Origin of the sequence: Paenibacillus tabacirhizosphaerae (assembly GCF_040812395.1) — a bacterium.
In the GTDB taxonomy this organism is placed as follows: Bacteria; Bacillota; Bacilli; order Paenibacillales; family NBRC-103111; genus Paenibacillus_E.
Window position 1 is genome coordinate 144,040 of record NZ_JBFNXH010000004.1, and the last position, 24,443, is coordinate 168,482.

Below are 24,443 nucleotides of genomic sequence, written 5' to 3' on the forward strand. Positions count from 1 at the left end.
ACATGCAATGTGTTACATATAACTTTGCGCAATTAAAATAAAATGTAATGCAATACTTGACATACATTTGGGATTAATGCTAGTATTAACACATAGAAACAAATGCCAGCCACTTTGGAGAATGAGGTGAAGCAATAATGGCAAAAAACGGACCCACAGGTGGTGGTCGTATCGGACAAGTCTCTAATCGTAGCCAATTCCAAGCCCCTAATGGAAATTGGACGAAACGTGACACAGAAACTGGTCGCATACTCGACCAAAAGACAAGCAGCCCTACCCCTTTCAGGGGTATCAGAAAAGAGAAATAAAAAAGAAGACTTCTGAAAGTCTTCATCCGTGATGCATTCTTTACCAACACGCTTATCGTGGGTCTGTTCAATTACCAATATGGTTCAGTGGTTGCAACACTGAATCCTTGGCAATTCAACGAATACATATTCTTTATAATAGCTGGCCAGTTCAATACACGCAATAATAAAGTTCTGCTTACATTAAGAAATGCGTGTAGCTATTGGATGCTGTACTCAATGAATGGATATGGACAAGCCCATGATAAGTTACTAAAAACTACAACTTATGAAAGAGGTTTCCTATGCCCAATATTAACTTGCAAGACGTAATGATTTTTGTAAATGGTACTTCACGTTATAATAATAATTCTTTTGATACTGTGCTTGTTAAAACCACAATCAAAACTGATGAGCCAATTTTGGACGAGTATTATGTTCCAAGTGGTGTTACTGCAAGTCCTGCATTGCTTGATTTCCTTCGTTTACAGAACCTAGAGGTAACGCCATTCAGAGCAAGCACGTTATTAGCGGGTACAGAGGACATTCAGCAAGAAGCTCTTAATGGAAATCCAACTGGTACGTTAGAAGATGCTGCTAAACTACTTCTGCTGTCTGTCTTGAAGAAATCTACACTTACCCCTGTAGCTGGCTCAACAAACTTGTATGAATTGTCATATGAGTACAAAATCTTTCCACTAAACAACGTAGGATTGCCGAACACCTATGAATTGCAGATTCGTGTCCCATTCGATGGACTCGGAATGCCAAATGGTAGCCGTGTAGAAGTTACAACTATCTTACCGCGATTCGCAGAGGTAGATGCCAATGGTACGAATGGTAAAGATACCAACAATCAGGAAATTACAGAACTTGTTTATGACCTTCCAAATGTGAACCGCAAAGTTGTAACATTTGCTTATCAACTAGATCCTCTCTTCACAATCCGTTACAACCATACGCAAGGTCTTCAGGGTTAAAACAAAATCCCCCCACTAAAAAGGGGGCCACTGAAGAACTTACGTGTCCAAGCGTTAGGCAAAAAATGCGGCACCTGTTCCGATTTTCCCGGAGGGTGCCGCATTTTTCATAGGGCTTTACGCTATTTTTTAGTCAGCCAGTTTCAATATCCGCTTTAAGTTTACTGCGAATATGGCCATAGCTCCTTGTATCTGCATGCCTAACAGACCCGAGGACGTGGCTACATCGTACCCGTGCCGGTGCTTAAGTTCGCTGTTTTTGGCCTCGATTTTGTACCGTTCTTTCGCCTTCTCTTTGAAATACTCCGTTTCCTGGAATGCCATCTGCTCGGCGTGCTCACCGGATTTCATGCTCACCGAGTACGTTTTACTTTTGGAGCCCTCCTTGTAGCATCCTTCTTTGAAGGGGCATCGTTTGCATACCTCCACATCGAAATAGTAAGTGTCCTTTTGGTTTTTGCTGATTCCCTTTTTTCCTGTCCGTGCTTTCCGGATCGCCATATGGCCTGCCTTGCATACATACATGCCTGCATCTTTATTGAATTCGAATTCATCTTCCTTTTTGCGTATACCCTGGGTGATTTGCGGGTTAAGCCGGGAGACGAGTTCAATCTGATTTCTCTTGCTGTATGCGATGTTTTCTTTTTCCGAATAGGCCATATCGCCAATTACCGTCTTTACCTCCATGCCCGCAGCCTTGCTTTTCTCGATGAGCGATTGCAACTGCTTGCCGTCGTTCTTCTCTCCGGTCGTTACAATTGCCGCCGTAATGATTCGTTCCTCGGTCATGGCGATATGCGTCTTATAGCCAAAAAACGAGGAATCTGCGCTCTTGTGGCCGAGACGCGCGCATCCTGATCTTGCGAGATGCGCAGTTGTTCTATGTCATCCTCGACGGTCTCTTTTAGCAGGTTCAACGGTTCTGTAATCTTAGGCAGTTGGGCGATACCAAGCCCAGTTTCGGTTACTTCGATGAGCTTCTGGCAATAGTCGATCTCGGCCTCGAGCGTATCCACGGCGTTCTTGGCAGGCAGCTTCCCCTTCAGCAAGTCGTCGATGGAGTAGATGGCTTTTCGCAATTTACGGGAACGGTCCTGCAAAATCTCCCTCGGTGATTTCTGGTTATAACGGGCTTTTGTATGCGTCGCGTCCACGATGATGGACGTGCTCGTTAAAATCCCTTGCGCAGTAGCCAGCTCAACTGTCTTGCCGATGAGCAGATCCAGCAGATCCATGTTTTTTAACCGCAACTTGCGGAACTTCGTAAGGGAGCTCGGGTCGATGACGGCTTCTTCTGGAGCCATCTGAAGGAAGTATTTAAAAGACATGTCGTACCGGGAGCGCTCGACCAGGTCCACGTCCGACACCTCGAAAATAGCTTTCAGAAGCAGATATTTAAACATCCGCAACGGATCGATAGCGTTACGGCCGTTGTCCAAACAGTAGTTAGTTTTCAATTCGTCGTAGACGAAGGAGAAGTCAACCAGCTCATTTATCTGGCGCAGCATGTTGTCTTTCGGCACGATGAGGTCATATAGCGCTGTGTACGGGCTTAATGCAAATGAAAGTTGAGGCTGGAACATGATCTTCACCCTTCCGACGTATTATTACTTTAAAGTATACAAGAAAAAAGGCACAGCTCCCTCAAAATAATGAGAGGCTGTACCTTTTCATTAATGGACTTTTTCAGTGCCCCCCACGTTCATTGGGCAGGCTCTGATAGTGTTAGTTCTATGGTACCATTTGTATAAACAATGCCTTAATTTTGGATCGGCTAATCTAAGTTAGACAGAAAAAATAAGGGCTAGTAGAATAGAATTAGAGATGAGGAGCGAATCTACTATGCCAAAACAAAGACGAACATTTACAGCAGAGTTCAAGCAGCAGATGGTACAGCTATTTGAGAATGGAAAATCAAGGGCGAGCATTGTTCGGGAATATGACTTGAGTGCGTCTGCCCTGGATCGTTGGATTTCACAAAGCCAAAACTCAGGATCCTTTAAGGAGAAGGCCAATCGAACCCCAGAGGAAAATGAACTTATTGCTTTACGGAAAGAAAATCAGCGTCTAAAAATGGAGAATGATATTCTAAAGCAAGCCGCGCTGATCATGGGACGAAGGTAAATGTGATTCGCAATAATGCACACAAGTACTCGGTATCAGCAATGTGTGAAGTCCTGCAATTACCAAGAAGCAGCTATTACTACAAGCCTGAACCGGCTGAGAACGAAAAGGAACAGCGCCTAGAGGATGCGATCATAGATATCTTCACTGCTAGTCGGAATAACTACGGTACACGCAAGATAAAGGTGGAATTAAAGAAGCGAAACCTTGACGTTTCACGCCGTAAGATCGGCCAAATCATGAACAAACATGGGTTAGTTTCTAATTACACAGTTGCCCAGTATAAGCCCTCAAAAAGCGATTCTAATGAGTCTGCTGTAAAGAATGAGTTACAACGTGAATTTCATCAAGAAGAAGCATACGCCGTTGTAGTCAGCGATCTTACCTACGTAAGAGTAGCTGGCAAGTGGCATTACGTATGCTTGTTTGTCGACCTCTTTAACCGGGAAATCATTGGCTTTAGCAGCGGTCCAAGAAAGAATGCAGAGCTTGTTTACAAGGCGTTAGCAAGCATCAAGGTACGGCTCAATCGCATTCAAATGTTTCATACCGACCGTGGTAAAGAATTTGGCAATAAGCTCATCTCTGAAGCATTGACAACATTTGGTGTTACAAGATCCCTTAGTAGGAAGGGTTGTCCCTACGATAACGTCGTAGCCGAGGCGGCTTTCAAACTCTTTAAAACGGAATTCGCGAATCAAACTCATTTTTTAACCGCTGAGCAGCTCGACCTCGAACTTCGTGATTATGTCCACTGGTATAATCATCACCGAATTCACGGAACACTCGGCTACCTTACTCCTGCCGAGGCTAGAAGTATGCCCTTATAAAAGTTGTACAGTTTAGTGTTGACAATCCATTTCTTCTTCCAGGGCAGCGTCCGTAATCGTCCCTTCTGCGGTTATCTTCTTATTCACCAAGGGGACGGTGAGCCTCCCTGTTATCTTGGCTGTCATCATCTTTAATGTAATATAAAGAGAAGCATGCGCTTGCTCAGCGCCCGTCTGCAGAGGCGAAGCACTAATAATTACTGTCGGCTTGTCGAGAAATTCTCCCGAGGAGACAAGCCAGTCCAACGCGTTTTTCAACACGCCAGGCACTCCGCCGGCATACTCCGGCGTGCAAACGATAACGCCGTCTGCTGCTTTTAGCTGCTGGCGCCACGCTGTCACCGCTGCTGGCGACTCATCTCCGTCTATATCCGGATTAAAATGAGGCAGCTCCCCGATCCCTTCATAGAGCGTCACTTCGGTATCCGAAGATGCCAGCTTGGCAACTGCCCGCAGGAGATTCGTATTCGAAGAATTCGTGCGCAGACTTCCGGAAATCGCTACAATGTTCATGTCCCGCTTCCTTTCCTGAGTGAAAATTATTATAGGTTTCATTCAGCATAAACGATGACATTAGTGTGAGAGTCAATCCTTGTTTTTGCATAGCTTAAAATAAGTCCAGTTGTCTCGGTGCCAGTCCCTCATAATCCAAACCGAGCAGCGCCATCAATTCCTTCGCATTGCCAGCCGCATGGCCGCCTGAATTGTTATTGAAGATTACACAAATCTCCTTTACCTGCTCCTGCAGCTTAAGGAGATGATCCCTCCACTCCAGCAGCTCTTGGCGATTGTAGCGGTACAAATACCGTACCTCGCGCCAATTCGTCTCGCTGTTCTGCACCCAACCGCCCACGTTGCGACCGTGAAAGCGTACAATGGCCAGATCGGGGTGCGTCGTTTGCAGCACCGTCGGCACGGAGCCAATTCCTGCTTGCGGCTCATCGCAAATGCTGTGCATCCATCCCTCTCGCTGCATGAAAGTGACTGTTTTCTCCCGCATTTCCTCCGTGAACCAGCTCTGATGGCGAAATTCCAGCGCCACGGGGATATCCCCCATCTTGGCTTTGGCATAGCGGAGCACATCGACATTCGCTTTACTGCATTCGAACCACGGTGGGTACTGGAACAGTACTGCCTTAAGCTTGTCCGCTCCCTGCACGGGGCGGATCGAGCCTATGAAGGCCTGAAACATTTGCTCCAGACCACCGGCAAAAGGACTCTCTCCCCGCAGGTGTCCCGTCATGCCTTGGTACGCTTTAATGACAAATCCGAAACCGTCCGGTGTTTCCTGCACCCATTTCGAATAATTTCGCTCTGGCTGAATGGCGTAGAACGAAGTGTCCACCTCTACAATGGGGAAGTGCGCCCCATACTCACGCAGCTTCCCCTTACTGCCTTCTCCCAGCTCATGGTCACCCCAACCGGCAAGTCCAATGTAAATCACAAATTCGCCTCCTTGCTCCCCTTGCTTCTCTTTATTGTAACTTTAGTTTAAGCACACAGCAAAAAGAGAGCTGAACCATCAGCTCCCTCTAGATGTGCAACACGAAAACCCCGGGAGTACCCCGAGGTTCGTTGGTTGGAACCGGATTAGTTTGAAGCCCGCTTAGCCCATTTCGCTTTCAAGGCGCTTTCCACTTCGGCGAAAATCTGTTCCGTCGTTTTGCCCTCTGTGCTGATGCCTAATTTCCCGGCTCTTTTGGCCACGCTCTCCGCTTTCTTCGCCTCATTGGCTTGATTTAGCGCAGCGCGGATCTGCTTCGCCGTCAGTCCATCTGTAGAGATGCCCGCTTTGACCGCTTTTTCTTGCAGTTTGGCAAGCTCAGCTGCTTGGATCGCTGTTTTCAAATCTTTACTGGATTTGCCATCCGTGCTAATTCCTAATTTTTGGGCTTTAGCCTGGAGCTTAGCTTCACTTGCGGATTTAATCGCAGCTTTAAGCTCGTCGATTGTTTTGCCTTCCGTGCTAATTCCCAGCTTCGCAGCCGCTTTATTCAAGCGCTCCGTTTGGCGGGCGGTTTCCGCTGCTTGAATATCTGCTTTGATTTGTGCATTCGTTTTTCCTTCGGTCGTGATGCCAAGGGACTGCGCTTTGTCCTGTAAAAGCTGTTTGCCCGGATGAAACGAGCTGCTGGTGGTTGCAGATGCAGCGCCTTGAGCGGACTCGGCAAAAGCGGCAGCCGGTACAGACAATACGATTGCGCTGACCAAAGCGAATCCAGTTAACTTTTTCAACATAAGGTTCACTCCTCGATTTCTTCTCATTTAGCTTACGAACCTTATCCTACAGGAGAAATATGTCATAAGTTTGTCATGCTGGCACAGGCAAGAAAATCGAGAAAACCGTCCCTTTCCCAGGCTCCGATTGCACGCGAATCGTACCACCGTGAGCCTCCACAATATGCTTGCAGATCGTGAGTCCAAGCCCTGCGCCGGAGCGATTTCGGCTTTCATCCGCTTTGTAGAAGCGATCAAACAAATGCGGCAGCTTTTCCGCTGGAATCCCAGGGCCGTTGTCCCATACTTCAATCCAGCGGTCATTTTTCGTCGCACGCATGCGGATTCCTGCCGACGATCCAGGCGAAATGTGATTGATCGCATTGTCCAGCAGATTGATGAACACCTGTCTCAGCCTGTCCGCATCGACAGGGACGATGAATGGCTCCCCTTCCTCAGCCGACAGCTCAATTTCCTTCGCTTTTGCCTTCATCTTCAGCTGCGTGACGACAAGCGTCATCAATTCCGTGACATCGACCTCCTGAATGTCCAGCTTCACCTGCTTTTCTTCAAAAGAGGAGAGTTGCAGCAGGTCGTCCACCATGTTGCTTAATCGCATCGTTTCACCCAGTGAGACTTGGATAAAATCGTGCGCATCCCGGGGTTCGACAACGCCGTCTACGATACCTTGAAGCGATGCCCGAAGCGTTGTAAGCGGTGTCCGAAGCTCGTGGGAAATTTCAGAAAGCAAGCGCTTGCGGCTGACTTCCACCTTTTCCAATTTACCCGCCATCCGGTTAAGGGAGCCTGCCAACGAAGCGATTTCGTCGTTCCCACGGACCGTGACTCTCCCGCTAAAATCACCTTCCGCCAGCGCCTCGGCCCTCTTGCTCATGAGCTGTATCGGCTTCACAAAGTGGCGCGAAACGAAGTACAGTACCGCCACCGCCAGAATCGAGATGAGCAGAGCAGACAGATAAATGGCCCGGTTAATGCCATCCGTCAATCCTTCAATGTTCTCGATAGGCGTATACAGAAAGATGCCCCCGACAACCTTGTCATTCAGCAGGACAGGCTGTCCGACAATCAGCATTTTCACCGTGCTATTCTGTGCAAAGTTGCTTTCTACAGTTACCTGCGCCCCGCCCAGCACTTGATCAACCCATTCCTTGCGTGCAGGCACCTCGCCCACCGAAACGAATTTGTCCGAATTCAGTTTCGGATGTCTGACCACGGATACGCGGACTTTGGACGTTTTCTCAATCGTATTGATTTGTTTGCGGAAATCCTTCTGCTGCATCGCGTTATCGAGCAAATCTGTGGCCAGCGCCTCCACCTGCTCCACCTTTTCCAGAAGAAGCGTCTCGCTGCGTTCATAGGTGATCTGATGCATGGAGTAGCCAATTGTACCGGAAATCGCCAGAATTGAAACAATGGTAATACTTATATAGATGAATAATAGCTTACGATAAAAAGAGTTCAGCATATGTCTGGTCCCTCGAACTTATACCCGACACCCCAAACCGTGCGGATGCTCCAGTCCTTCTTCCTCTCCGTCAAGGCGGACAACTTCTCCCGCAGTCGCTTGATGTACAGGTCGACGACACGATCCTCGCCTTCGAAGTCCCAGCCCCATATTTTCGTAATGAGATCCTCGCGTGTGAACACCTGATTCGGGTTTCGCACGAGGAACAACAGCAGCTCGTATTCCTTTTTGGGCAGCGCCACTTGCTTCCCTTCTACGGAAACTTCATGCGAACTTGCATCCAGCCGAAGACTGCCCACTTCGTAAAGATTCGTTTGGATCGGCCTATCCGTTCGTTGAAGCGTTCTGCGAAGAATTGTCGTAATGCGCGCCACCATTTCATTCGGGTCAAAAGGCTTTACCAAATAATCGTCAGCGCCCATATGCAGACCCTCGATCCGCTCCTCCACTTGTCCCCTTGCGGTCAACATCAGGATGGGCACGTCGCTCATGGCACGGATTTTCTGGCAAACGGACCAGCCGTCACGCTTCGGCATCATGAGGTCCAGCACCACAAAATCAGGCTGCAACGCATCGAACTGCGCGAGCGCCTGCTCCCCGTCATGGGCGGTTTCAACGGCATAACCGCTCTTCTCCAGATACAGCTTCGTAATCCGGCAAATATTAGGATCATCGTCCACGACCAGTACGGTTGTCATTTGGCTCACTCCTTTGAACTTTTTGCGCTGCGCTGCTGGTTGCTTTTTACTCCCGTAAGGCCTTTTTCGGGCCTTACGAAGCAGCTTTCCCGCTACGCTTCACCTGTAGCGGCCAAAAAGGGCCTTTCAGCTCGTGCGTGGCACGCGGCTCGTTGCTTTTCACTCTGTAAGGCCCTTTTCGGGCCTTACGAAGCGGCTTTCCCGCTACGTTTCACCCGTAGCGGCCAAAAAGGGCCTTTCAGCGCTTGCCAGGCACGCGGCTGGTTGCTTTTCACTCCCGTAAGGCCCGTTTACGGCCTTACAAACCAGCCTTCCCGCTACACTTCACCTGTAGCGGCCAAAAAGGGCCTTTCAGCGCTTGCGTGGCACGCGGCTGGTTGGGTTTCACTCCCGCAAGGCCCGTTTACGGCCTTACGAAGCGGCCTTCCCGCTACGCTTCACCTGTAGCGGCCAAAATGGGCCTTTCAGCGCTTGCGAGGCACGCGGCTGGTTGCTGTTCTCTCCCGCAAGGCCCTTTTCGGGCCTTACGAAGCGGCTTTCCCGCTACGCTTCACCCGTAGCGGCCAAAAAGGGCCTTTCAGCGCATGCGAGGCACGCGGCTGGTTGCTTTTCACTCCCGTAAGGCCCTTTTCGGGCCTTACAAAGCAGCCTTCCCGCTACACTTCACCTGTAGCGGCCAAAAAGGGCCTTTCAGCTCGCGCGTGGCACACGGCTGGTTGCTGTTCACTCCCGAAAGCGGGAGGCGCACAGCCTCCGCAATCAACAAAGAATCCTAGTTTACACTAGGATTCTTGTTGCGTTTGATTCCATCTTGCCACTCCGGCTAGACGACAAACGAGCTTTTCAACGAAACGATCAGATTGAACACCAATCGATCGTTCGTCGTATATTTCGGATCCACGTTGAAATAACCGTGGCGGAAAAACTGAAACTTATCATGCGGCTGCGCCTGCTTCATGTTCTCTTCCACGAAGCCTTGCACGATTTGCAAGGAATTCGGGTTCAAGTTCTCCAAGAAAGACGCGCCTTCGTTCTCTTCATCGTCCAGAATCAGCGGCTCATACAAGCGGAATTCCGCTGGCACCGCGCTTTTCGCGTCCACCCAGTGGATCGTTCCCTTGACTTTACGGCCGGTGAAGCCGCTGCCGCTCTTCGTTTCGACATCGTACGTACAGTGCAGTTCGACCACTTTGCCGGTCTCATCTTTAATGAAATCGTTGCACTTGATGAAGTATGCGTTCTTCAAGCGAACTTCATTGCCGGGGAATAAACGGAAATATTTGCTCGGCGGGTTCTCCATGAAGTCATCCTGCTCGATATAAATTTCTCGCGAGAACGGAATTTGACGGGAACCCATCTCCGGATTCTCCGAATTGTTTTCCGCTTCTAGCATCTCAACCTGATCCTCCGGATAGTTGGTAATCACCACTTTGAGCGGGTTCAGGACACCCATCGTACGCAGCGCCTTCAATTTCAAATCCTCGCGAATGAAGTGATCCAGCATCTTCGCATCAACGGTACTGTTGCTTCTTGCAACGCCGATTTCGCGGGCGAAAGCGCGAATGGCTTCTGGCGTGAAGCCTCTGCGGCGAAGCCCGGAGATGGTCGGCATCCGCGGATCGTCCCAACCGTCCACAGCTTTCTCATCAACGAGAAGCTTCAGCTTTCTTTTGCTCATCACGGTGTTCGTTAGATTCAAGCGCGCAAATTCATACTGTCTAGGCACGTTCGGCATTTCACACTCGCGAATAACCCAGTCGTAGAACGGACGTTGATCTTCGAACTCCAGCGTACAGATCGAGTGCGTGACGCCTTCAATCGCATCCTCCAACGGATGCGCGTAAGCGTACATCGGGTAGATGCACCAAGCATCCCCGGTATTGTGGTGATGCGCGTGAACGACACGGTAAAGAATCGGATCACGGAAGTTGATGTTCGGCGACGACATATCAATCTTGGCGCGAAGCACCCGCTCGCCGTCCTTGAATTCGCCCGCACGCATGCGCTCGAACAAACCAAGGTTCTCTTCCACCGTGCGGTCGCGATGCGGACTATTTTGACCTGGCTCAGTCAAGGTTCCGCGTGTTTCACGGATTTGATCAGCCGTTTGGTCGTCTACATAAGCAAGCCCTTTGCGAATCAAAACCAGGGCGCGATTGTACATTTCATCGAAATAATTAGAAGCAAAGAACAGACCGTCCCACTGGAAACCAAGCCAAGCGACGTCTTCCTTAATCGACTGGACATATTCGACGTCTTCCTTCACCGGATTCGTATCATCAAAGCGCAGGTTCGTTAACCCCTTGAACTCATCCGCAAGCTCAAAATTGAGACAAATCGATTTGGCATGACCTATATGAAGGTATCCGTTCGGTTCCGGGGGAAATCGAGTGATAACCTGGCTGACTTTGCCTGAATTTAAATCTTCGTTTACAATGTTTTTAATGAAATTAGATGGAGTGCTCGTTGGTGCAGTTTTCGTATCCATTGTTTGCCAGCCTTTCTCCCACGGTTCAAGTTTTATTTTCTATCATACACTAAATCTTACTAAAATATAAAGGAGCTAGCGAGATGAAGACATTTGAGCAGTGCCTGGAGCAATATGCAGAGCTAGCCATCAAGGTTGGACTGAACGTCCAGAAAGACCAAACCGTCGTCATTATGACGCCAATTTCGTGTGCAGACTTTGTGCGCAAAATAACGAAAAAAGCTTACGACGCCGGAGCCAAAGATGTCGTTATCGACTGGGACGACGACGAGGTTAAGGCACTCCGTCTGAAGCATGCTCCGGAATCCACGCTTCGCGAGTATCCAATGTGGCGGGCGAACGGACTAGAGGAGCTAGCCAAAGGCGGCGCGGCGTTCCTGCAAATTTATGCGCCAAACTCCGATTTGTTCAAAGGCATCGACCCTGAACGGGTTGCCGTCTCAGGCAAAGCAGCCGCTACTGCACGTGAAGGCTTCCTGCAATATATGCGCAGCAATCAAGTGAACTGGCTGATGATTTCTTATCCGACTGCCGAATGGTCGGCCAAAGTATTTCCGAATCTCAGCGCATCTGAACAAATTACAGCGCTGTGGGAGCAGATCTTTAAGCTTACTCGCGTAGATAGCCACGATCCGATAGCGGCTTGGGACACACACATCCAGCTTTTGAACAACAAGCAGAATATGCTGAACGGCAAAAAATACAAGCAATTGCATCTGCAAGCGCCTGGTACCGATCTCTATATCGAGCTTGCACCTAAGCATCTCTGGGTCGCTGCGGGAAGCCACACGGATAGCGGCATCTTCTTCGTGCCGAACATCCCGACGGAAGAAGTGTTCACGATGCCGCGCCGGAACGGCACGAATGGCACAGTTCGCAGCACGCTCCCGCTGAACTACCAAGGCTCCCTCATCGAAGGCTTCAGCCTGACGTTCGAGAACGGCAAAGTGATCAGCGCCACTGCAGATGTCGGTCAAGAAGTGCTGAACAAGATGCTGGACATGGACGAAGGCGCCCGCTATTTGGGCGAGGTTGCGCTCGTGCCTTACGATTCGCCGATTTCACAATCAGGCATTATTTACTACAACACGTTGTTCGATGAAAATGCCTCCTGTCACGTAGCGTTAGGGAATTCCTATCCGTTCACCATAGAAGGCGGAACCGCGATGAGCCCTGAAGAACTGGCCGCGAACGGTTACAACAAAAGCTTGATTCACGTGGACTTCATGATCGGATCAGCTGAGATGGATATCGATGGAATCAAGGCTGATGGCACGCGTGAGCCTTTGTTCCGCAAAGGCAACTGGGCGTGACAACTTAAAAAACACCGCAGGCTGTTTGCACAGAACTCGAATTCCCATCGAGTTTGGGCAACACTGCGGTGTTTTTCATTAGCCTACGTACATGATCGATCGAAGTTTGTTTATTGATGCCCTGCGTGACCAGGCTGCAGTTTTTTCTGAATCGTAGATTCACGCAGCACCCACTTGCCGTTCTCCCATTTCCAGAGGGAAGTCACATATCCAATCGTATCGGCATTGGCAATTCCCGTGATCCGCTGAATCCCTTTCAGCTCACAGACGCCGTCACCGTTGGTGTCGATGGGTTGAAGCAAACCATACGGATTGACGTCAACGATGATCGGCTTGATCAGCCTGCCATTTTTGTACACGCCGAATCGGTCGTAATCCGCTTTCTTATCTTTGATATCGATTTTGTAGGATTTGCCGGTTTCCCCGATTTTCAGCTTCACGACATAATTGTTCTTAAACGTCGCTTGGACGTGCAGCGGATCAGGGAGAGGAATCGCCGTCGGCACGTTATTTTTTAACGTATACAGATAGTAATAGGAGAGACCCCCGCTACCTCCTGTTTCGGCGGACACATAGATCTCAGGCACGCGATCTCCATTGACATCGCAGAAACCAAGCTGCGGATTATAACCGCCTTCCAACGGAATAACGACCTGCGTCTGCGACGGACCCGAGACAACGATGAAAAGCTTCGTGAAATAAGGGCTAGCGTTATCTTGCTTCGTCCCGAAGAGTGCCACATTGTCTGGCTTGCCGTCGCCAGTGACATCAATTTCGCGGGTTTGCAAGAGTTGTCCCTGCGAGGCATTGGGTCCCACCGGAGGCAGCTCCTCCTTATTTTCGGCTGCATGGACATTCGTTCCCCACATGGATAGCCCAACTAAAAGCAAACCGATTGCCGCCGTGTGCAGGGCGGTTCTTGCAGTCTTTCTAAACAATGTACTCAACTCGCTTCGGCTGGATTTCAAATCCGCCTTATTATTTCAACTATTTCCATCATGTATGCGGAGCCACTCGCGCGGCGAATGGAGAATTTGCAATCCGGATCGGCTTACATTAAAGGAATTCCTCCCCGCGCAATCGAATTTTACACGAAGAGTAATGTATGAATGAGGTGCTTTTTTTGAAAATCGATCGCCTGCTCGCTATCACAATGCTCCTGCTGAACCGCAGAAGAATTAGCGCGAAGGAGCTTTCCGAGCGTTTTGAAGTTTCCCTAAGAACGGTATACCGCGATGTAGAAGCGATTAACCAAGCTGGAGTCCCCATTGCCTCCTACGCCGGGACAAGCGGCGGCTATGAGATCATGGAGCAATACCGGCTCGATCGCCAGTTTCTTTCATTAGAAGAACTGCAATCCATTATCGTCGGACTCAAAGGCATCCGCTCCACCGTTGGCGAACAGGAAGTGGGCAACCTTCTCGATAAAGTTGGCGCCCTTGTCGCCAAATCGGAGCAAAACACAGTTGCCAACTTGAACGACCAGTTCATCTTCGATATAAACCCATGGCGTAAAGGCAGCGCAGACAAAGAGAAGCTCAATACGCTGCGAACTGCCATCCGGCAATCCCAGCTTATTTCTTTCCAATACATCACCTCGCAGAGCCAGATTTCTGTGCGTACTGCCGAACCTATGGGCATCGTCGTCAAAGGATTTGGCTGGTATTTGTACGGATATTGCCTGCTTCGCCAGGATTATCGCATCTTTCGGCTATCCCGGATGAAAGAGATTGAAGTGCTCTCCCGAACCTTCGAACGCAAAGCAGAAACGATCGAACAGCTTCACTATGGCTGGGGCAAAAGAGATCACGACAATTTCGTCAAACTCGTGCTTCAGGTGCAACCGGCTTCACGCGCCCAGGTGGAGGATTACTTCCAGCCTGAACAAATCGCCGAGCAGCCCGACGGCACTTTGCTGGTCACCTCGGTTCAACCGGACGAATCGTGGCTGTACGGTATGCTGCTGAGCTACGGTCCGCACTTGCGCATTATTGAACCTGCCCATATTGCCGAGGCTATAAAAGATAGAGCTCAACAAATTGTCGAGATCTATACCAAGGAACACTGACAGTATGTTGTCAGCAGTGCTAGTCTATGATAGATCTATGCTTTTCAATCAAAGGAGGCTTCACTCATGTTTACAACGATCTCTTCCTTCATCGATGAATGGAACATTGAATCCGCAGCTACACTAAAAGTCCTGGAAACGTTAACAGATGCTTCGCTCAGCCAGCAGATTGCTCCCAATTTCCGCGCATTGGGGCAATTGGGGTGGCACATTGCCACCACCATTCCGGAAATGCTGTCGCGTACCGGACTCCAGCTCAATTTCCCTGAAGGCGAAGAACACGCCCCCTCTTCTGCAAAAATGATCGCAGATACATACCGCGCCGCCTCCGCAGCGCTGGTGGATGCCATTCAGTCGCAGTGGACGGATGCAACGCTAGCTGAAAGCAGTGATATGTACGGAGAGATGTGGCCTAACAGCCTTACGCTGCGTATCCTCATCTCCCATCAAATCCACCATCGCGGCGAAATGATCGTCTTAATGCGCCAAGCCGATCTTCGCGTGCCGGATATCTACGGCCCGACCCGCGAGGATTGGCTGGAGCGCGGCATGCAGCCGTTGGTTTAGAAAGTACCCAAGAGAAATCGAAGAGCACAGAGATGTGCTCTTTTTTGAAACTAGCAACTTTCTGTCTTTCGCGAGGGTCATCACTAGAATACTTAGGTTCACTGAAGGAGATTAATGACTTGCGCTTGCTGATACGGGAATTCAGTGACAATCAGGAAATCACTGTTTATGAAACAACGGAGCTGTATGGGGAGAAGGGTTTATTTCGAGTGATGCAGTTTTCCAACCAGGCTATTCAGGGTGCACTGGATATGAATAATCCGCAGCGAATCGTGTTTGAATATCCGCGGGCGATTATACACTTAATGGAGGCTAACAACCCCTCATTCGAAAAGGTATTTGTCATCGGCCACGGAATTGGGACGATTGCCAGCCACTTCTCGGAGAAGCGCTTTAAAGTAGCCGAGCTTGATGACAAGGTCGTGGCGCTCAGCAGGAGGTATTTTGGGTACAGCCAGGATAATGTACTTGTAGGCGATGGCAGGTACATACTCGGGCATGAAGCGCCCGGCGCGTATGACTATATTATTTTGGATGCCTTCAGCGATAAGGGAACTCCGCCACATCTAATTTCCAGAGAATTTTTCGCGATAGCTCGTGAAAAACTCGATTCCCAGGGGTCTATCCTGATGAACCTGATGGGGAAAGGGCAGAACGACCAGCTAATCAACGCTGTGCATACGACACTGGGCGAGGAATTCGCTTATACCAAATCATTTTCCTTACCCTCGGAGGGCGGCGCGGACATTCAGAATATCATACTCATCGGCAGCAACCAGCCCATTCTGTTCCAATTACGAAGCATGTCCGGTTTCACGGAGATCGCTCCCAGACCTGGTTATCTCATAAGGGATCGCTCTCCTCATCCGTCTGCGAACGATTGACCCTTAGCGACTAGCGCCCGACGGAGCTGTCCCAGCGCTTTTGGCCCCATGCCGTGAAGCTGCAATATCTCTTTCTCGTTAAGCTTAGCGAACTGCTCCAGCCACAAGTATCCCGCCCCAATAAGCGCCCGGCGCGCAGGCTTGGCTAATTTGACCGGAAGATCGTTTTCCGGTTCTTTTGGCATGTTACTCTTCGGCATGATTCATTTCCTTCCAAGCTCTGAATGAACTTCGACGTTACTTCTGTACGTTTCGCCCCACTGTTTCATGGCAAGGATAATCGGCTCCAGCGTTCTTCCAAAAGTCGTTAGCGAGTACTCCACTTTTGGCGGCACCTGGTGATAGACCTCACGGTGAACGATGCCAGTGTTCTCGAGTTCCCTTAGTTGCAGGGTGAGCATTCGCTGCGTGATATGCGGACATATTTTGCGGAATTCGTTGAACCGCTTTGTCCCCCCAACTAAATGGTAAAGAAGAATCCCCTTCCATTTCCCCCCTATAAGTTCAAGCGTAAACTCGACAGGACAACCTTCCTCATTCGTGCAATCCTCGTATCCACTTTTACGATCTCGCATCTATCTCTTCCTTTCTCCATAGTATATTATTTGATACTACATATCAGAAATGTGCGTACTTACTAATATGAGTATTATCCCATATAATGGGGTCGAATCCAATAATAGAGATGATGGGAATAACATGACACTCATGAAAGCTGTTGGATTACATAAGTATTTACCGATCGATCATCTGGAAAGTTTGGTTGATGTTGCAGTAAGTAAACCTTCGCCGCAAGGGCGGGATTTGCTTGTACAAGTGAGGGCCGTTTCTGTAAACCCCGTAGACGTGAAGGTTCGCTCACCAAAAGAAACTATTGAGGAGCATCCGCGCGTACTCGGTTGGGATGTCGCAGGCGTCGTGGAAGCTGTCGGAGCCGATTGCACACTTTTTAAACCGGGAGATGAGGTGTTTTATGCAGGAAGCATTACTCGACCGGGCGGTAACAGCGAGTTTCATCTGGTGGATGAACGGATTGTCGGCAGAAAGCCCCTGACCCTGGACTTTGCGCAGGCAGCGGCGCTTCCATTGACCGCAATTACAGCTTGGGAAGGGCTGTTTGACCGACTCGGCATCTCGCAAGTTCAAGCTGACAATACCGGCAAAACGATAGTCATTATCGGCGCAGCCGGAGGTGTAGGATCAATCGCAACTCAACTGGCAAGCGCGGCCGGTTTAACCGTGATCGGTACCGCATCTCGCCCGGAATCGTCCGAATGGGCTTTAACGCGCGGCGCCACCCATACGATCAATCATTTCGAACCCTTTTTGCCGCAATTAGAAAAGCTCGGTTATCGCACTGTCGACTATATTTTCTGCTTGAATCAAACAGAAGCGCATTGGAAAAGTATGGCTGAGGCTATCGCCCCGCAGGGTAAAATTTGCTTAATTGCAAACACAAAGTCGCCTTTAGACTTAAATTTGTTTCAAAATAAAAGCGTAACCTTCGTTTGGGAGCTTATGTATACGAGATCCATGTATAAAACGGCTGACACGATTGAACAACATCACCTCCTGAATCAAATTGCGGATCGTATCGATGCAGGCGAACTGCGAACAACCCTTTCCCAGCGGCTCGCACCAATAAATGCCGTCAACTTGCGCAAGGCTCATGCGATCGTGGAGTCGGGTAAAACAATTGGAAAAGTGGTTGTGGAACAATTTCAATAGGATTTTCTCGTTCTATTCGAAAGCACACAGACGACCGATCAAGCATCCCCATCATCCTTACCATAGCTAAGTCCTAATTAGGCGTGTATGCCAATATTTAGTTTATGGATAATATCTGGAATATCCATCCATGCTAAATGGTGTTTCTTCACATTTAACTCCGGGATGTGACCGTCATTGGACTTTTTCCATAATCAAGAATCCCTAACGACAATCCAGTGGATGCTGAGAGCCGTTGTCGCTTATTTGTTTCTACTCATCGCCGCTAAATCATTGGGCCAACGCTCAATCTCCCAGCTCCGCTTTTTAGACTTCATCATTGCTTTGATTCTTGGGAACATTCTCGCCCATCCGCTTTCGGATGAACATTCGGGGTTGGCAGGATCGATGACAACAACCATCGTCCTCATTATGTTGTATGTATTGACTTCATGGCTTAGCCTGAAATGGAAATTCCTGCAGCATTACCTGGATCCGCCGCCGCTCACGCTCATTCAACACGGTCAAATTCAAATGAATAATCTATTGAAAGCGAAAATCTCGATCGACCACCTATTCTCCGAGTTGCGCAAGCAGCAAGTCGAGAATATCCAAAACGTTGCTCTAGCCCTATGGGAGCCCGGCGGGACGATATCTCTATTCATAGAACCCCAGCACCAGCCAGTGACCGCGTCAGATATGAACATAAGCACATCGCCTTTCACTCTGGTGAGGCCGATTATTATGGACGGTACGGTAGATCACAGGCTACTTCATCAGCTTGGCAAAAATTCCGCATGGCTGGAGGCCATCATACATGCCGCTGACCATCACATTCCTGATATCGCGTTAGCCACGATCGATGATCATGAGCATGTGCGTGTGTATTCGAATCTTTCTAATCAGAAAAAGAACAAACAATCCTTGGTCTAGCTTTTGATAAATGTACGGAGACGGCACCCTTGCAACCTGGAAGGAGGGTGCTTTTTCGCATTTCGAAACCATTTACAGACAGTAAACTTTATGTTATTATTTATTTACGTAATTACGTATTTAAATAATTTACAAGAGGTGATCCTTTTGAGCGCATCACGGGACTATGGAAGCGAACTAGATCGCATGCAAGCGCAATTGAATGAACTTCAAGAACTGGTCAGACAGTTCATGCATAAGCCGGAAGAGGCAGGCAAGCTTAAAATCCAGCGTCAGGTCTCGGAAAACGATAATGGAGGCGTGTTTTATTCGGGGCAGTACCGCAGCGGACAATCCAGCTTGCGATGGGAGCCTCAGGAAAGGCGTATCAGCCAGCTCCTGCACGTGGACAGCGACAAGGTTGCGAAAATACTAGCTGCACTAGGGCACAAGCAGCGATTGGATATCCTGCGATCCGTACTGCAAGAGCCTTTGACAGGGCCTGAGTTGGTAGAACGTCTGAACATGGGGACGACAGGCCAGCTATACCATCATATGAAAGCATTGCTAGGCGCCGATCTGCTTGTCCAAGAAGAACGAGGCGGTGCCTATTCGTTGCCTGCCCATCGCGCGCTGCCCCTGCTTCTGCTGCTTGCGGCCGCTTCCGACATACTGGATACGAGCGATTATATGGACATGACGGAAGCCCGAAATAACGCTGGCGACTACCTCGGCAGCACGCAGGAGTCGTACGATCCTCATCATCTGCTATGGGCCGTCATTGAGAATTCCATCCTTGAGCATCAGGCCGGCTATTGCAGCGAGATAAGCCTCTTCCTGCACGGAGACGGTAGCGTAACCGTTGCGGACAACGGTCGGGGCATTCCCGTTGAGGCGCTCCCTGACTGCGAAAGTCCTCGCGTTCAAACGATCCTCACGGACATGAACCGTCTCAGCGCAAGCGCTTCGTTCTTAGCGCCCGGCGGTGAAAAGGGCATCCGCATGCCCGTCGTCAATGCCCTCTCGCTAGAGCTCTCCGTCGAAATCCGCCGAAACGGCAGAGTGTTCCAACAGCACTACAAGCACGGCATTCCGCAGAGCGATCTGCTGACTGTTGGCGTGACCAAAGAAACCGGAACGAGCATCACGTTCCTGCCGGATCCTGACATTTTTCATGCAACGTTCGATCTAGCGGTCCTGCACAATCAAATCGCTGAAGTGTCCAAGGCCTACCCGAATCTGCACATTCAAGTTATTTAGGCGCGTCTGGACAGCAAAAATAGGCTGTCGAACAAGTCGACAACCGAAAACAGATCGCCTGCGGGTAAGTAGCTAGCCTGCTAGACCAACTTAGCGGAACTAGAGTGCGCTATTTACCAAAAAAACGCTGAATCAACGCACAGGAGGAACTGTGATGCCTTATTCCATTGATTTTCGGGTTCAAACACCCTTTTTCCCGCCGATAACGCACCCACGTTCCGCCAGTTTACAAGAGTAGAACATTTTCCACCCGATAGCGGATTGTCGTTCCGTTAAACTTACACAAATCGCTTCTCGATTTGCTTGGTGATGACGAGGGAAAGCGCAACGAACAAAACAACGTAGAGGATTTGAAACGGATGCTCAATAAATCGTCTCAAATCGTAGCCGATAAAAGAAACCGACAGCACCATAACCCCTTTGCCAAGCGCCACAGCAATCAAGAAAGAACGCAGCCTCATCCCCACAAGCGCCGCCGCCATGTTGACCACAACAAAAGGCCCTACGGGAAACAAGCTGAGAATAAACACATAGCTAAACGCCTGGCGACGGGCCCAGACGAGCGCCTTTTGCACCTTGGGCTTCAGAATCCAGCGCTCCAAATAGCGGTGTTTGCCTAGCTTCTTGATGAGAAGAAACGTCGTTACACATCCGCTCACAATACCGATCCAAGAATACAAAAACCCGAGCCACAGCCCATACACCGCCGCATTCACACTAATAATTACAAGAGTGGGGAGCGGTGGTACGAACGATTTCATAAAGGTTAGAAAAATGCCCGGAAAGGGACCCAATGCGCGGTACTTTTCCAGCCACAGCATTAAATTTTCTTCGGTCAAATAAGACAACAGTTCTGAAACTCCCATATGCCAACCTACACCTACTTCTGCTAAACTCCTAATCGGCTGAAAAGAACCTTATAGGCATGATAGCATAGAAATAACCGAGCCTGCATGGAAAAAGAAACCAGTTGGATTTCTCGTCTGGTTTCTTTGATCTGACTCAGGAGCTTACGCCTCCATGGGGTTCACGGCTTCATGGAGCAGCTGCTCCAGCTCCGCGGTGTAGGCGCCCTTCTGCGCTTCGTCCCAGCCGAAGCGCTCCGCGAGGAAGGCGATCGCCGGCGCCTTCCACCGGTTGGCCCACGCGATGTCGAAGAAGAGGGCGCCCGTGCGGCGGATGAAGAAATCCGCCGGTTTTACGACCATCTCGCACTCCATCGCGTACGCGAGCGCAGCGAGCACCGCGGCGGGCAGGCCGCGCTCCGCCGCTTCGCCCCGAAGCTGCTCTAGCCGCTCATAGACGGCATCCACGTTGGAGCCGTAACGGCGCGCGAGCAGCGCGGCCTCCGCCTCGGTCAGCCCCAGCCGCAGGCCTTGGCTGACCTTGCTTTGCAAGAACGGCGCCAGCTTTGCGGAGCCGCCCACATCGCCGCCGGAAATCGGCAGCGTGCGGGTTCGGCTCGGCGTCAGCGCCGCCGGAGCCTTGCCCTCTGCCGTCAGCATGCCGGCGATTTTGTCTACGACCGTCTCCGCCATTTTGCGGTAGCCGGTCAATTTGCCCCCGGCCATCGAGATCAGGCCGGAGTCCGAGACGAAGATTTCGTCGCGCCGCGAAATCTCCGAGGGGTCTTTGCCCTCCTGATGGATCAGCGGGCGCAGCCCGGTCCAGCTCGATTCGACGTCCGCCTCCGTCAACCCGAGGGACGGGAACATCTCATTGGCCGCGCGCAGCACGTAGGCGCGATCCGCCATTGTCATGCGGGGATTCACGATTTCCCCGTTGTAGTTCGTGTCCGTCGTCCCGATGTAGGTTTTGCCATCCCGCGGGATGGCAAAGACCATGCGCCCATCCGGCGTATCAAAATAAACCGCCTGCCGCAGCGGGAATCGGCTCTGATCAAACACCAGATGGACCCCTTTGGTCAGATGCAGCGTTTTGCCATGCTTCGAATGGTCCATTTCCCGCAGCGTATCTACCCACGGTCCTGCGGCGTTGACGATTTTGCTGGCGTAGAGTGAGTAGGAAGCGCCTTGACCATTGTTCTGGCTTTGGTCTTTGCCCAGACCTAATCCGTGCTCTTGTTCTTGCCGTTGCTCCTGCTCTAGCTCTTGCCCTTGTTCTTGCTCCTGTCCTTGCACTTGCACTTGCACTTGCACTTGCACTTGCACTTGCACTTGCTCCTGCTCTTGCTCCTGCTCTTGCCCTTGCTCTTGCCCTTGCTCGTGCTCTTGCCTTTGCTCTTCCACTTCCTCGTGCCCTAGTCCCTGCTCCCCTCCATACTCCCGTCCAGACTGCTCCTTGCCATACCCCGCCTGCGAACCCCCAATCTGATCGACCACCCGTATGCCGACCAGCTTGCCGTCCTTCACGAGCAATTCCTCAACCTTGGCATAATTCACCGCCACAGCGCCAAGCTCAACCGCTTTTTTCATCACCTCGATCGTCAACCGGGCATCGTCCGTCCGGTACTCGACGTAGTAGCCCCCGCCATTGAGGTCATTTTTTTTCAATAACGGCTCGTGGGCTAACGTCTGCCCCGGATCGAACATGCGGCGGCGCTCCGAACGCTTCACGCCAGCCAAGAAATCGTACACTCGCAGACCGAGCGACGTCGACATTTTGCCGAACGTCCCCCCTTTATAAAAAGGCAAAAGCATCCACTCCGGCGTTGTCACATGCGGTCCATTTTCGTACACGATGGCGCGTTCCTTGCCTACCTCAGCAACAACCTTCACATCCAGCTGCTTCAAATAACGCAGCCCTCCGTGCACCAGCTTCGTCGAACGGCTGGACGTACCTGCCGCAAAATCCTGCATATCGACAAGCGCCGTCCGCAAGCCTCTGCTCTGCGCGTCCAAAGCAATGCCCGCCCCTGTAATACCGCCGCCAATCACGATCAAATCAAACGTTTGATCCGACATTGCTTGCAAGTTTGCAGTTCGATTCAATCCCGAAAATCCATGTTTATGCATCGTCATCGCATTCTCTCCCCTTCGAAGGTAAAAATAAAAACCACAACATTCCTAATACGTCTGCACGCATAGGCCCGCTGTGGTTTCTCCAATTCTCCAACCGAATATGAACTTGTCATCAGTATAACATTGACTGCCTTTATTTAAAAGCCATCGCGGCATGAACCGCCTTTTTCCAACCATTATACAACCTGCCTTGAACCTCGCTGTCCATGTGCGGATCGAATGCCCGCTCCACCTGCCACTGCGCCGCAATCTCCGCTTGATCCTTCCAGAAGCCAACGGCTAAACCAGCTAGATACGCAGCCCCCAAGGCCGTCGTCTCATTAATGCGCGGACGCTCGACCGTGACGCTCAACATGTCGCTTTGGAACTGCATCAGGAAATCATTTTTCACGACACCGCCGTCCACACGCAGTTTCGTCAGCTCAATGCCTGAATCATCCTGCATCGCCTGCAAAACATCTCTCGTTTGGTACGCCAACGACTCCAGCGTCGCCCGGACAAAATGCTCCTTGGACGTCCCTCGCGTCAGCCCGAAGACCGCGCCACGCACATCGCTGTCCCAATAGGGGGTCCCCAGCCCCACGAAGGCCGGAACGACATATACCCCATCTGTCGAAGCTACACGTGCCGCATACATTTCGCTGTCCCCGGCAGACTCTATCATCCGAAGTCCATCACGCAGCCATTGAATTGCCGAGCCCGCCACGAAAATGCTGCCTTCCAGCGCGTATTCCACGTTCCCATTCAGGCCCCAAGCAATCGTCGTCAGCAATCCGCTGCGCGAGGGAATTACTCGATTGCCTGTATTCATGAGCATGAAGCAGCCCGTGCCGTATGTGTTCTTGGCCATCCCCTTTTCGAAGCAAGCCTGCCCGAACAAAGCCGCCTGCTGATCGCCCGCTGCGCCTGCAATAGGAATAGAAGCTCCAAAGAAATGGCTTTCCTGCGTGTATCCATATACCTCCGAAGAAGAGCGCACCTCAGGCAGCATAGAAGCCGGAATATCGAGCAATCGCAGCAGCTCCTCATCCCACCGAAGCTCATGAATATTGTAAAGCAGCGTCCGTGAAGCGTTCGAATAATCCGTTACATGCACATCCCCTCCGGTTAAACGCCAGATGAGCCATGTATCCATGGTCCCGAAAAGCAAATCGCCCCGGACTGCCCTCTCGCGTGCGCCTTCGACATGATCGAGGATCCATTTGATTTTCGTTCCGGAAAAATAAGCATCGATCAGCAGCCCTGTGCGTTCTCGAAATAGATCATTCAGGCCTTGCCGCTTCAGCTCCTCACAGATATCGGCCGTTTGCCGCGATTGCCATACAATCGCATGATACACCGGCAATCCAGTATCCCGATCCCACACGACCGTTGTCTCACGCTGATTCGTGATGCCAATGCCAGCAATCTCTGCAGGCTGCACGCCCGCTTCCGAAAGCACCCTAGCAATCACGCCCAGTATCGAGACCCAAATTTCGTTCGCATCATGCTCCACCCAGCCCGGTTTAGGGAAATGCTGCTGAAACTCCTGCTGTGCTGCATGCACGATAGCGCCTTGCTTATTGAATAAAATGGCTCTGGAACTTGTCGTACCTTGATCCAAAGACAGCATATAGGTTGCGTTCATTGGCACGTCCCCCC

The 24,443-nt window shown here is 50.5% G+C and carries 21 protein-coding genes and 1 pseudogene; 9 read left to right on the plus strand and 13 right to left on the minus strand.

Annotation, left to right across the window (positions count from 1 at the left end; translation table 11 throughout):
- Positions 1–592: 592 nt before the first annotated feature.
- Positions 593–1,267, plus strand: a complete 675-nt coding sequence (locus ABRS97_RS09170; protein WP_367813105.1) for a hypothetical protein — start codon at positions 593–595, stop codon at positions 1,265–1,267.
- Positions 1,268–1,396: 129 nt separating this feature from the next.
- Here ABRS97_RS09170 and ABRS97_RS09175 read toward each other — a convergent pair.
- A pseudogene (locus ABRS97_RS09175) lies at positions 1,397–2,850 on the minus strand (IS1182 family transposase).
- Between the two features lie 241 nt (positions 2,851–3,091).
- On the opposite strand from ABRS97_RS09175, the gene ABRS97_RS09180 reads away from it, so the two are divergent.
- Positions 3,092–4,221 (plus strand): IS3 family transposase gene (locus ABRS97_RS09180; RefSeq protein ID WP_483312436.1). Its coding sequence is split into 2 segments (ribosomal slippage): positions 3,092–3,356 and positions 3,356–4,221, totalling 1,131 coding nucleotides; the frame shifts between segments, so codons are not numbered across the junction.
- Between the two features lie 12 nt (positions 4,222–4,233).
- On the opposite strand, the gene ABRS97_RS09185 is transcribed toward ABRS97_RS09180, so the two are convergent.
- From ABRS97_RS09185 to ABRS97_RS09210, 6 genes are all read right to left on the minus strand, one after another.
- Positions 4,234–4,734, minus strand: a complete 501-nt coding sequence (locus tag ABRS97_RS09185; RefSeq protein ID WP_367813108.1) for an NADPH-dependent FMN reductase — start codon at positions 4,732–4,734, stop codon at positions 4,234–4,236.
- Between the two features lie 94 nt (positions 4,735–4,828).
- The gene (locus ABRS97_RS09190; protein ID WP_367813110.1) at positions 4,829–5,665 is read right to left on the minus strand and encodes a DUF72 domain-containing protein; all 837 of its coding nucleotides are present in this window, start codon (positions 5,663–5,665) and stop codon (positions 4,829–4,831) included.
- Between the two features lie 146 nt (positions 5,666–5,811).
- Positions 5,812–6,459, minus strand: coding sequence for a hypothetical protein (locus ABRS97_RS09195; RefSeq protein WP_367813112.1), 648 nt, complete (start codon positions 6,457–6,459; stop codon positions 5,812–5,814).
- A gap of 73 nt (positions 6,460–6,532) precedes the next feature.
- A complete protein-coding gene (locus tag ABRS97_RS09200) occupies positions 6,533–7,924 on the minus strand; it encodes a sensor histidine kinase (protein ID WP_367813114.1) in 1,392 nt (463 codons plus the stop codon).
- Positions 7,918–8,622 (minus strand): response regulator transcription factor, encoded by a 705-nt coding sequence (locus ABRS97_RS09205; protein WP_367813115.1) that lies wholly within the window; start codon positions 8,620–8,622, stop codon positions 7,918–7,920. The genes ABRS97_RS09200 and ABRS97_RS09205 overlap by 7 nt, the downstream gene beginning before the upstream one ends.
- A gap of 823 nt (positions 8,623–9,445) precedes the next feature.
- On the minus strand, positions 9,446–11,110 hold the full coding sequence (locus ABRS97_RS09210) for a glutamine--tRNA ligase/YqeY domain fusion protein (protein WP_367813116.1): 1,665 nt from the start codon (positions 11,108–11,110) through the stop codon (positions 9,446–9,448).
- An 83-nt stretch (positions 11,111–11,193) separates the two neighbouring features.
- Here ABRS97_RS09210 and ABRS97_RS09215 point away from each other — a divergent pair, with 83 nt between their 5' ends.
- A complete protein-coding gene (locus tag ABRS97_RS09215; protein WP_367813117.1) occupies positions 11,194–12,423 on the plus strand; it encodes an aminopeptidase in 1,230 nt (409 codons plus the stop codon).
- Positions 12,424–12,533: 110 nt separating this feature from the next.
- Here ABRS97_RS09215 and ABRS97_RS09220 read toward each other — a convergent pair whose 3' ends face one another.
- Complete coding sequence (locus tag ABRS97_RS09220) at positions 12,534–13,361, minus strand: hypothetical protein (protein ID WP_367813119.1); 828 nt, start codon at positions 13,359–13,361, stop codon at positions 12,534–12,536.
- Positions 13,362–13,546: 185 nt separating this feature from the next.
- On the opposite strand from ABRS97_RS09220, the gene ABRS97_RS09225 reads away from it, so the two are divergent.
- From ABRS97_RS09225 to ABRS97_RS09235, 3 genes are all read left to right on the plus strand, one after another.
- A complete protein-coding gene (locus tag ABRS97_RS09225; protein WP_367813120.1) occupies positions 13,547–14,491 on the plus strand; it encodes a helix-turn-helix transcriptional regulator in 945 nt (314 codons plus the stop codon).
- 66 nt (positions 14,492–14,557) lie between these two features.
- Entirely contained in the window at positions 14,558–15,058 is a 501-nt protein-coding gene (locus tag ABRS97_RS09230; protein ID WP_367813121.1) for a DinB family protein, read from the plus strand.
- Between the two features lie 101 nt (positions 15,059–15,159).
- Positions 15,160–15,942 (plus strand): spermidine synthase, encoded by a 783-nt coding sequence (locus ABRS97_RS09235; RefSeq protein ID WP_367813621.1) that lies wholly within the window; start codon positions 15,160–15,162, stop codon positions 15,940–15,942.
- Here ABRS97_RS09235 and ABRS97_RS09240 read toward each other — a convergent pair.
- Together ABRS97_RS09240 and ABRS97_RS09245 are read right to left on the minus strand one after the other, a co-directional pair.
- Complete coding sequence (locus ABRS97_RS09240; RefSeq protein ID WP_367813122.1) at positions 15,921–16,142, minus strand: helix-hairpin-helix domain-containing protein; 222 nt, start codon at positions 16,140–16,142, stop codon at positions 15,921–15,923. The genes ABRS97_RS09235 and ABRS97_RS09240 overlap by 22 nt on opposite strands.
- 3 nt (positions 16,143–16,145) lie before the next feature.
- The gene (locus tag ABRS97_RS09245) at positions 16,146–16,517 is read right to left on the minus strand and encodes a winged helix-turn-helix transcriptional regulator (RefSeq protein ID WP_367813123.1); all 372 of its coding nucleotides are present in this window, start codon (positions 16,515–16,517) and stop codon (positions 16,146–16,148) included.
- A 124-nt stretch (positions 16,518–16,641) separates the two neighbouring features.
- On the opposite strand from ABRS97_RS09245, the gene ABRS97_RS09250 reads away from it, so the two are divergent.
- From ABRS97_RS09250 to ABRS97_RS09260, 3 genes are all read left to right on the plus strand, one after another.
- On the plus strand, positions 16,642–17,670 hold the full coding sequence (locus ABRS97_RS09250; protein ID WP_367813125.1) for a zinc-binding alcohol dehydrogenase family protein: 1,029 nt from the start codon (positions 16,642–16,644) through the stop codon (positions 17,668–17,670).
- Positions 17,671–17,847: 177 nt separating this feature from the next.
- The gene (locus ABRS97_RS09255; protein ID WP_367813127.1) at positions 17,848–18,582 is read left to right on the plus strand and encodes a DUF421 domain-containing protein; all 735 of its coding nucleotides are present in this window, start codon (positions 17,848–17,850) and stop codon (positions 18,580–18,582) included.
- Between the two features lie 186 nt (positions 18,583–18,768).
- Entirely contained in the window at positions 18,769–19,821 is a 1,053-nt protein-coding gene (locus tag ABRS97_RS09260; protein WP_367813623.1) for an ATP-binding protein, read from the plus strand.
- Positions 19,822–20,099: 278 nt separating this feature from the next.
- Here the strand turns inward: ABRS97_RS09260 and ABRS97_RS09265 are convergent, their stop codons facing one another.
- From ABRS97_RS09265 to glpK, 3 genes are all read right to left on the minus strand, one after another.
- The gene (locus tag ABRS97_RS09265) at positions 20,100–20,687 is read right to left on the minus strand and encodes a TVP38/TMEM64 family protein (protein ID WP_367813128.1); all 588 of its coding nucleotides are present in this window, start codon (positions 20,685–20,687) and stop codon (positions 20,100–20,102) included.
- Between the two features lie 144 nt (positions 20,688–20,831).
- Entirely contained in the window at positions 20,832–22,745 is a 1,914-nt protein-coding gene (locus ABRS97_RS09270) for a glycerol-3-phosphate dehydrogenase/oxidase (RefSeq protein WP_367813625.1), read from the minus strand.
- Between the two features lie 190 nt (positions 22,746–22,935).
- Positions 22,936–24,429, minus strand: a complete 1,494-nt coding sequence (gene glpK, locus ABRS97_RS09275; protein ID WP_367813129.1) for a glycerol kinase GlpK — start codon at positions 24,427–24,429, stop codon at positions 22,936–22,938.
- Positions 24,430–24,443 lie beyond the last annotated feature (14 nt).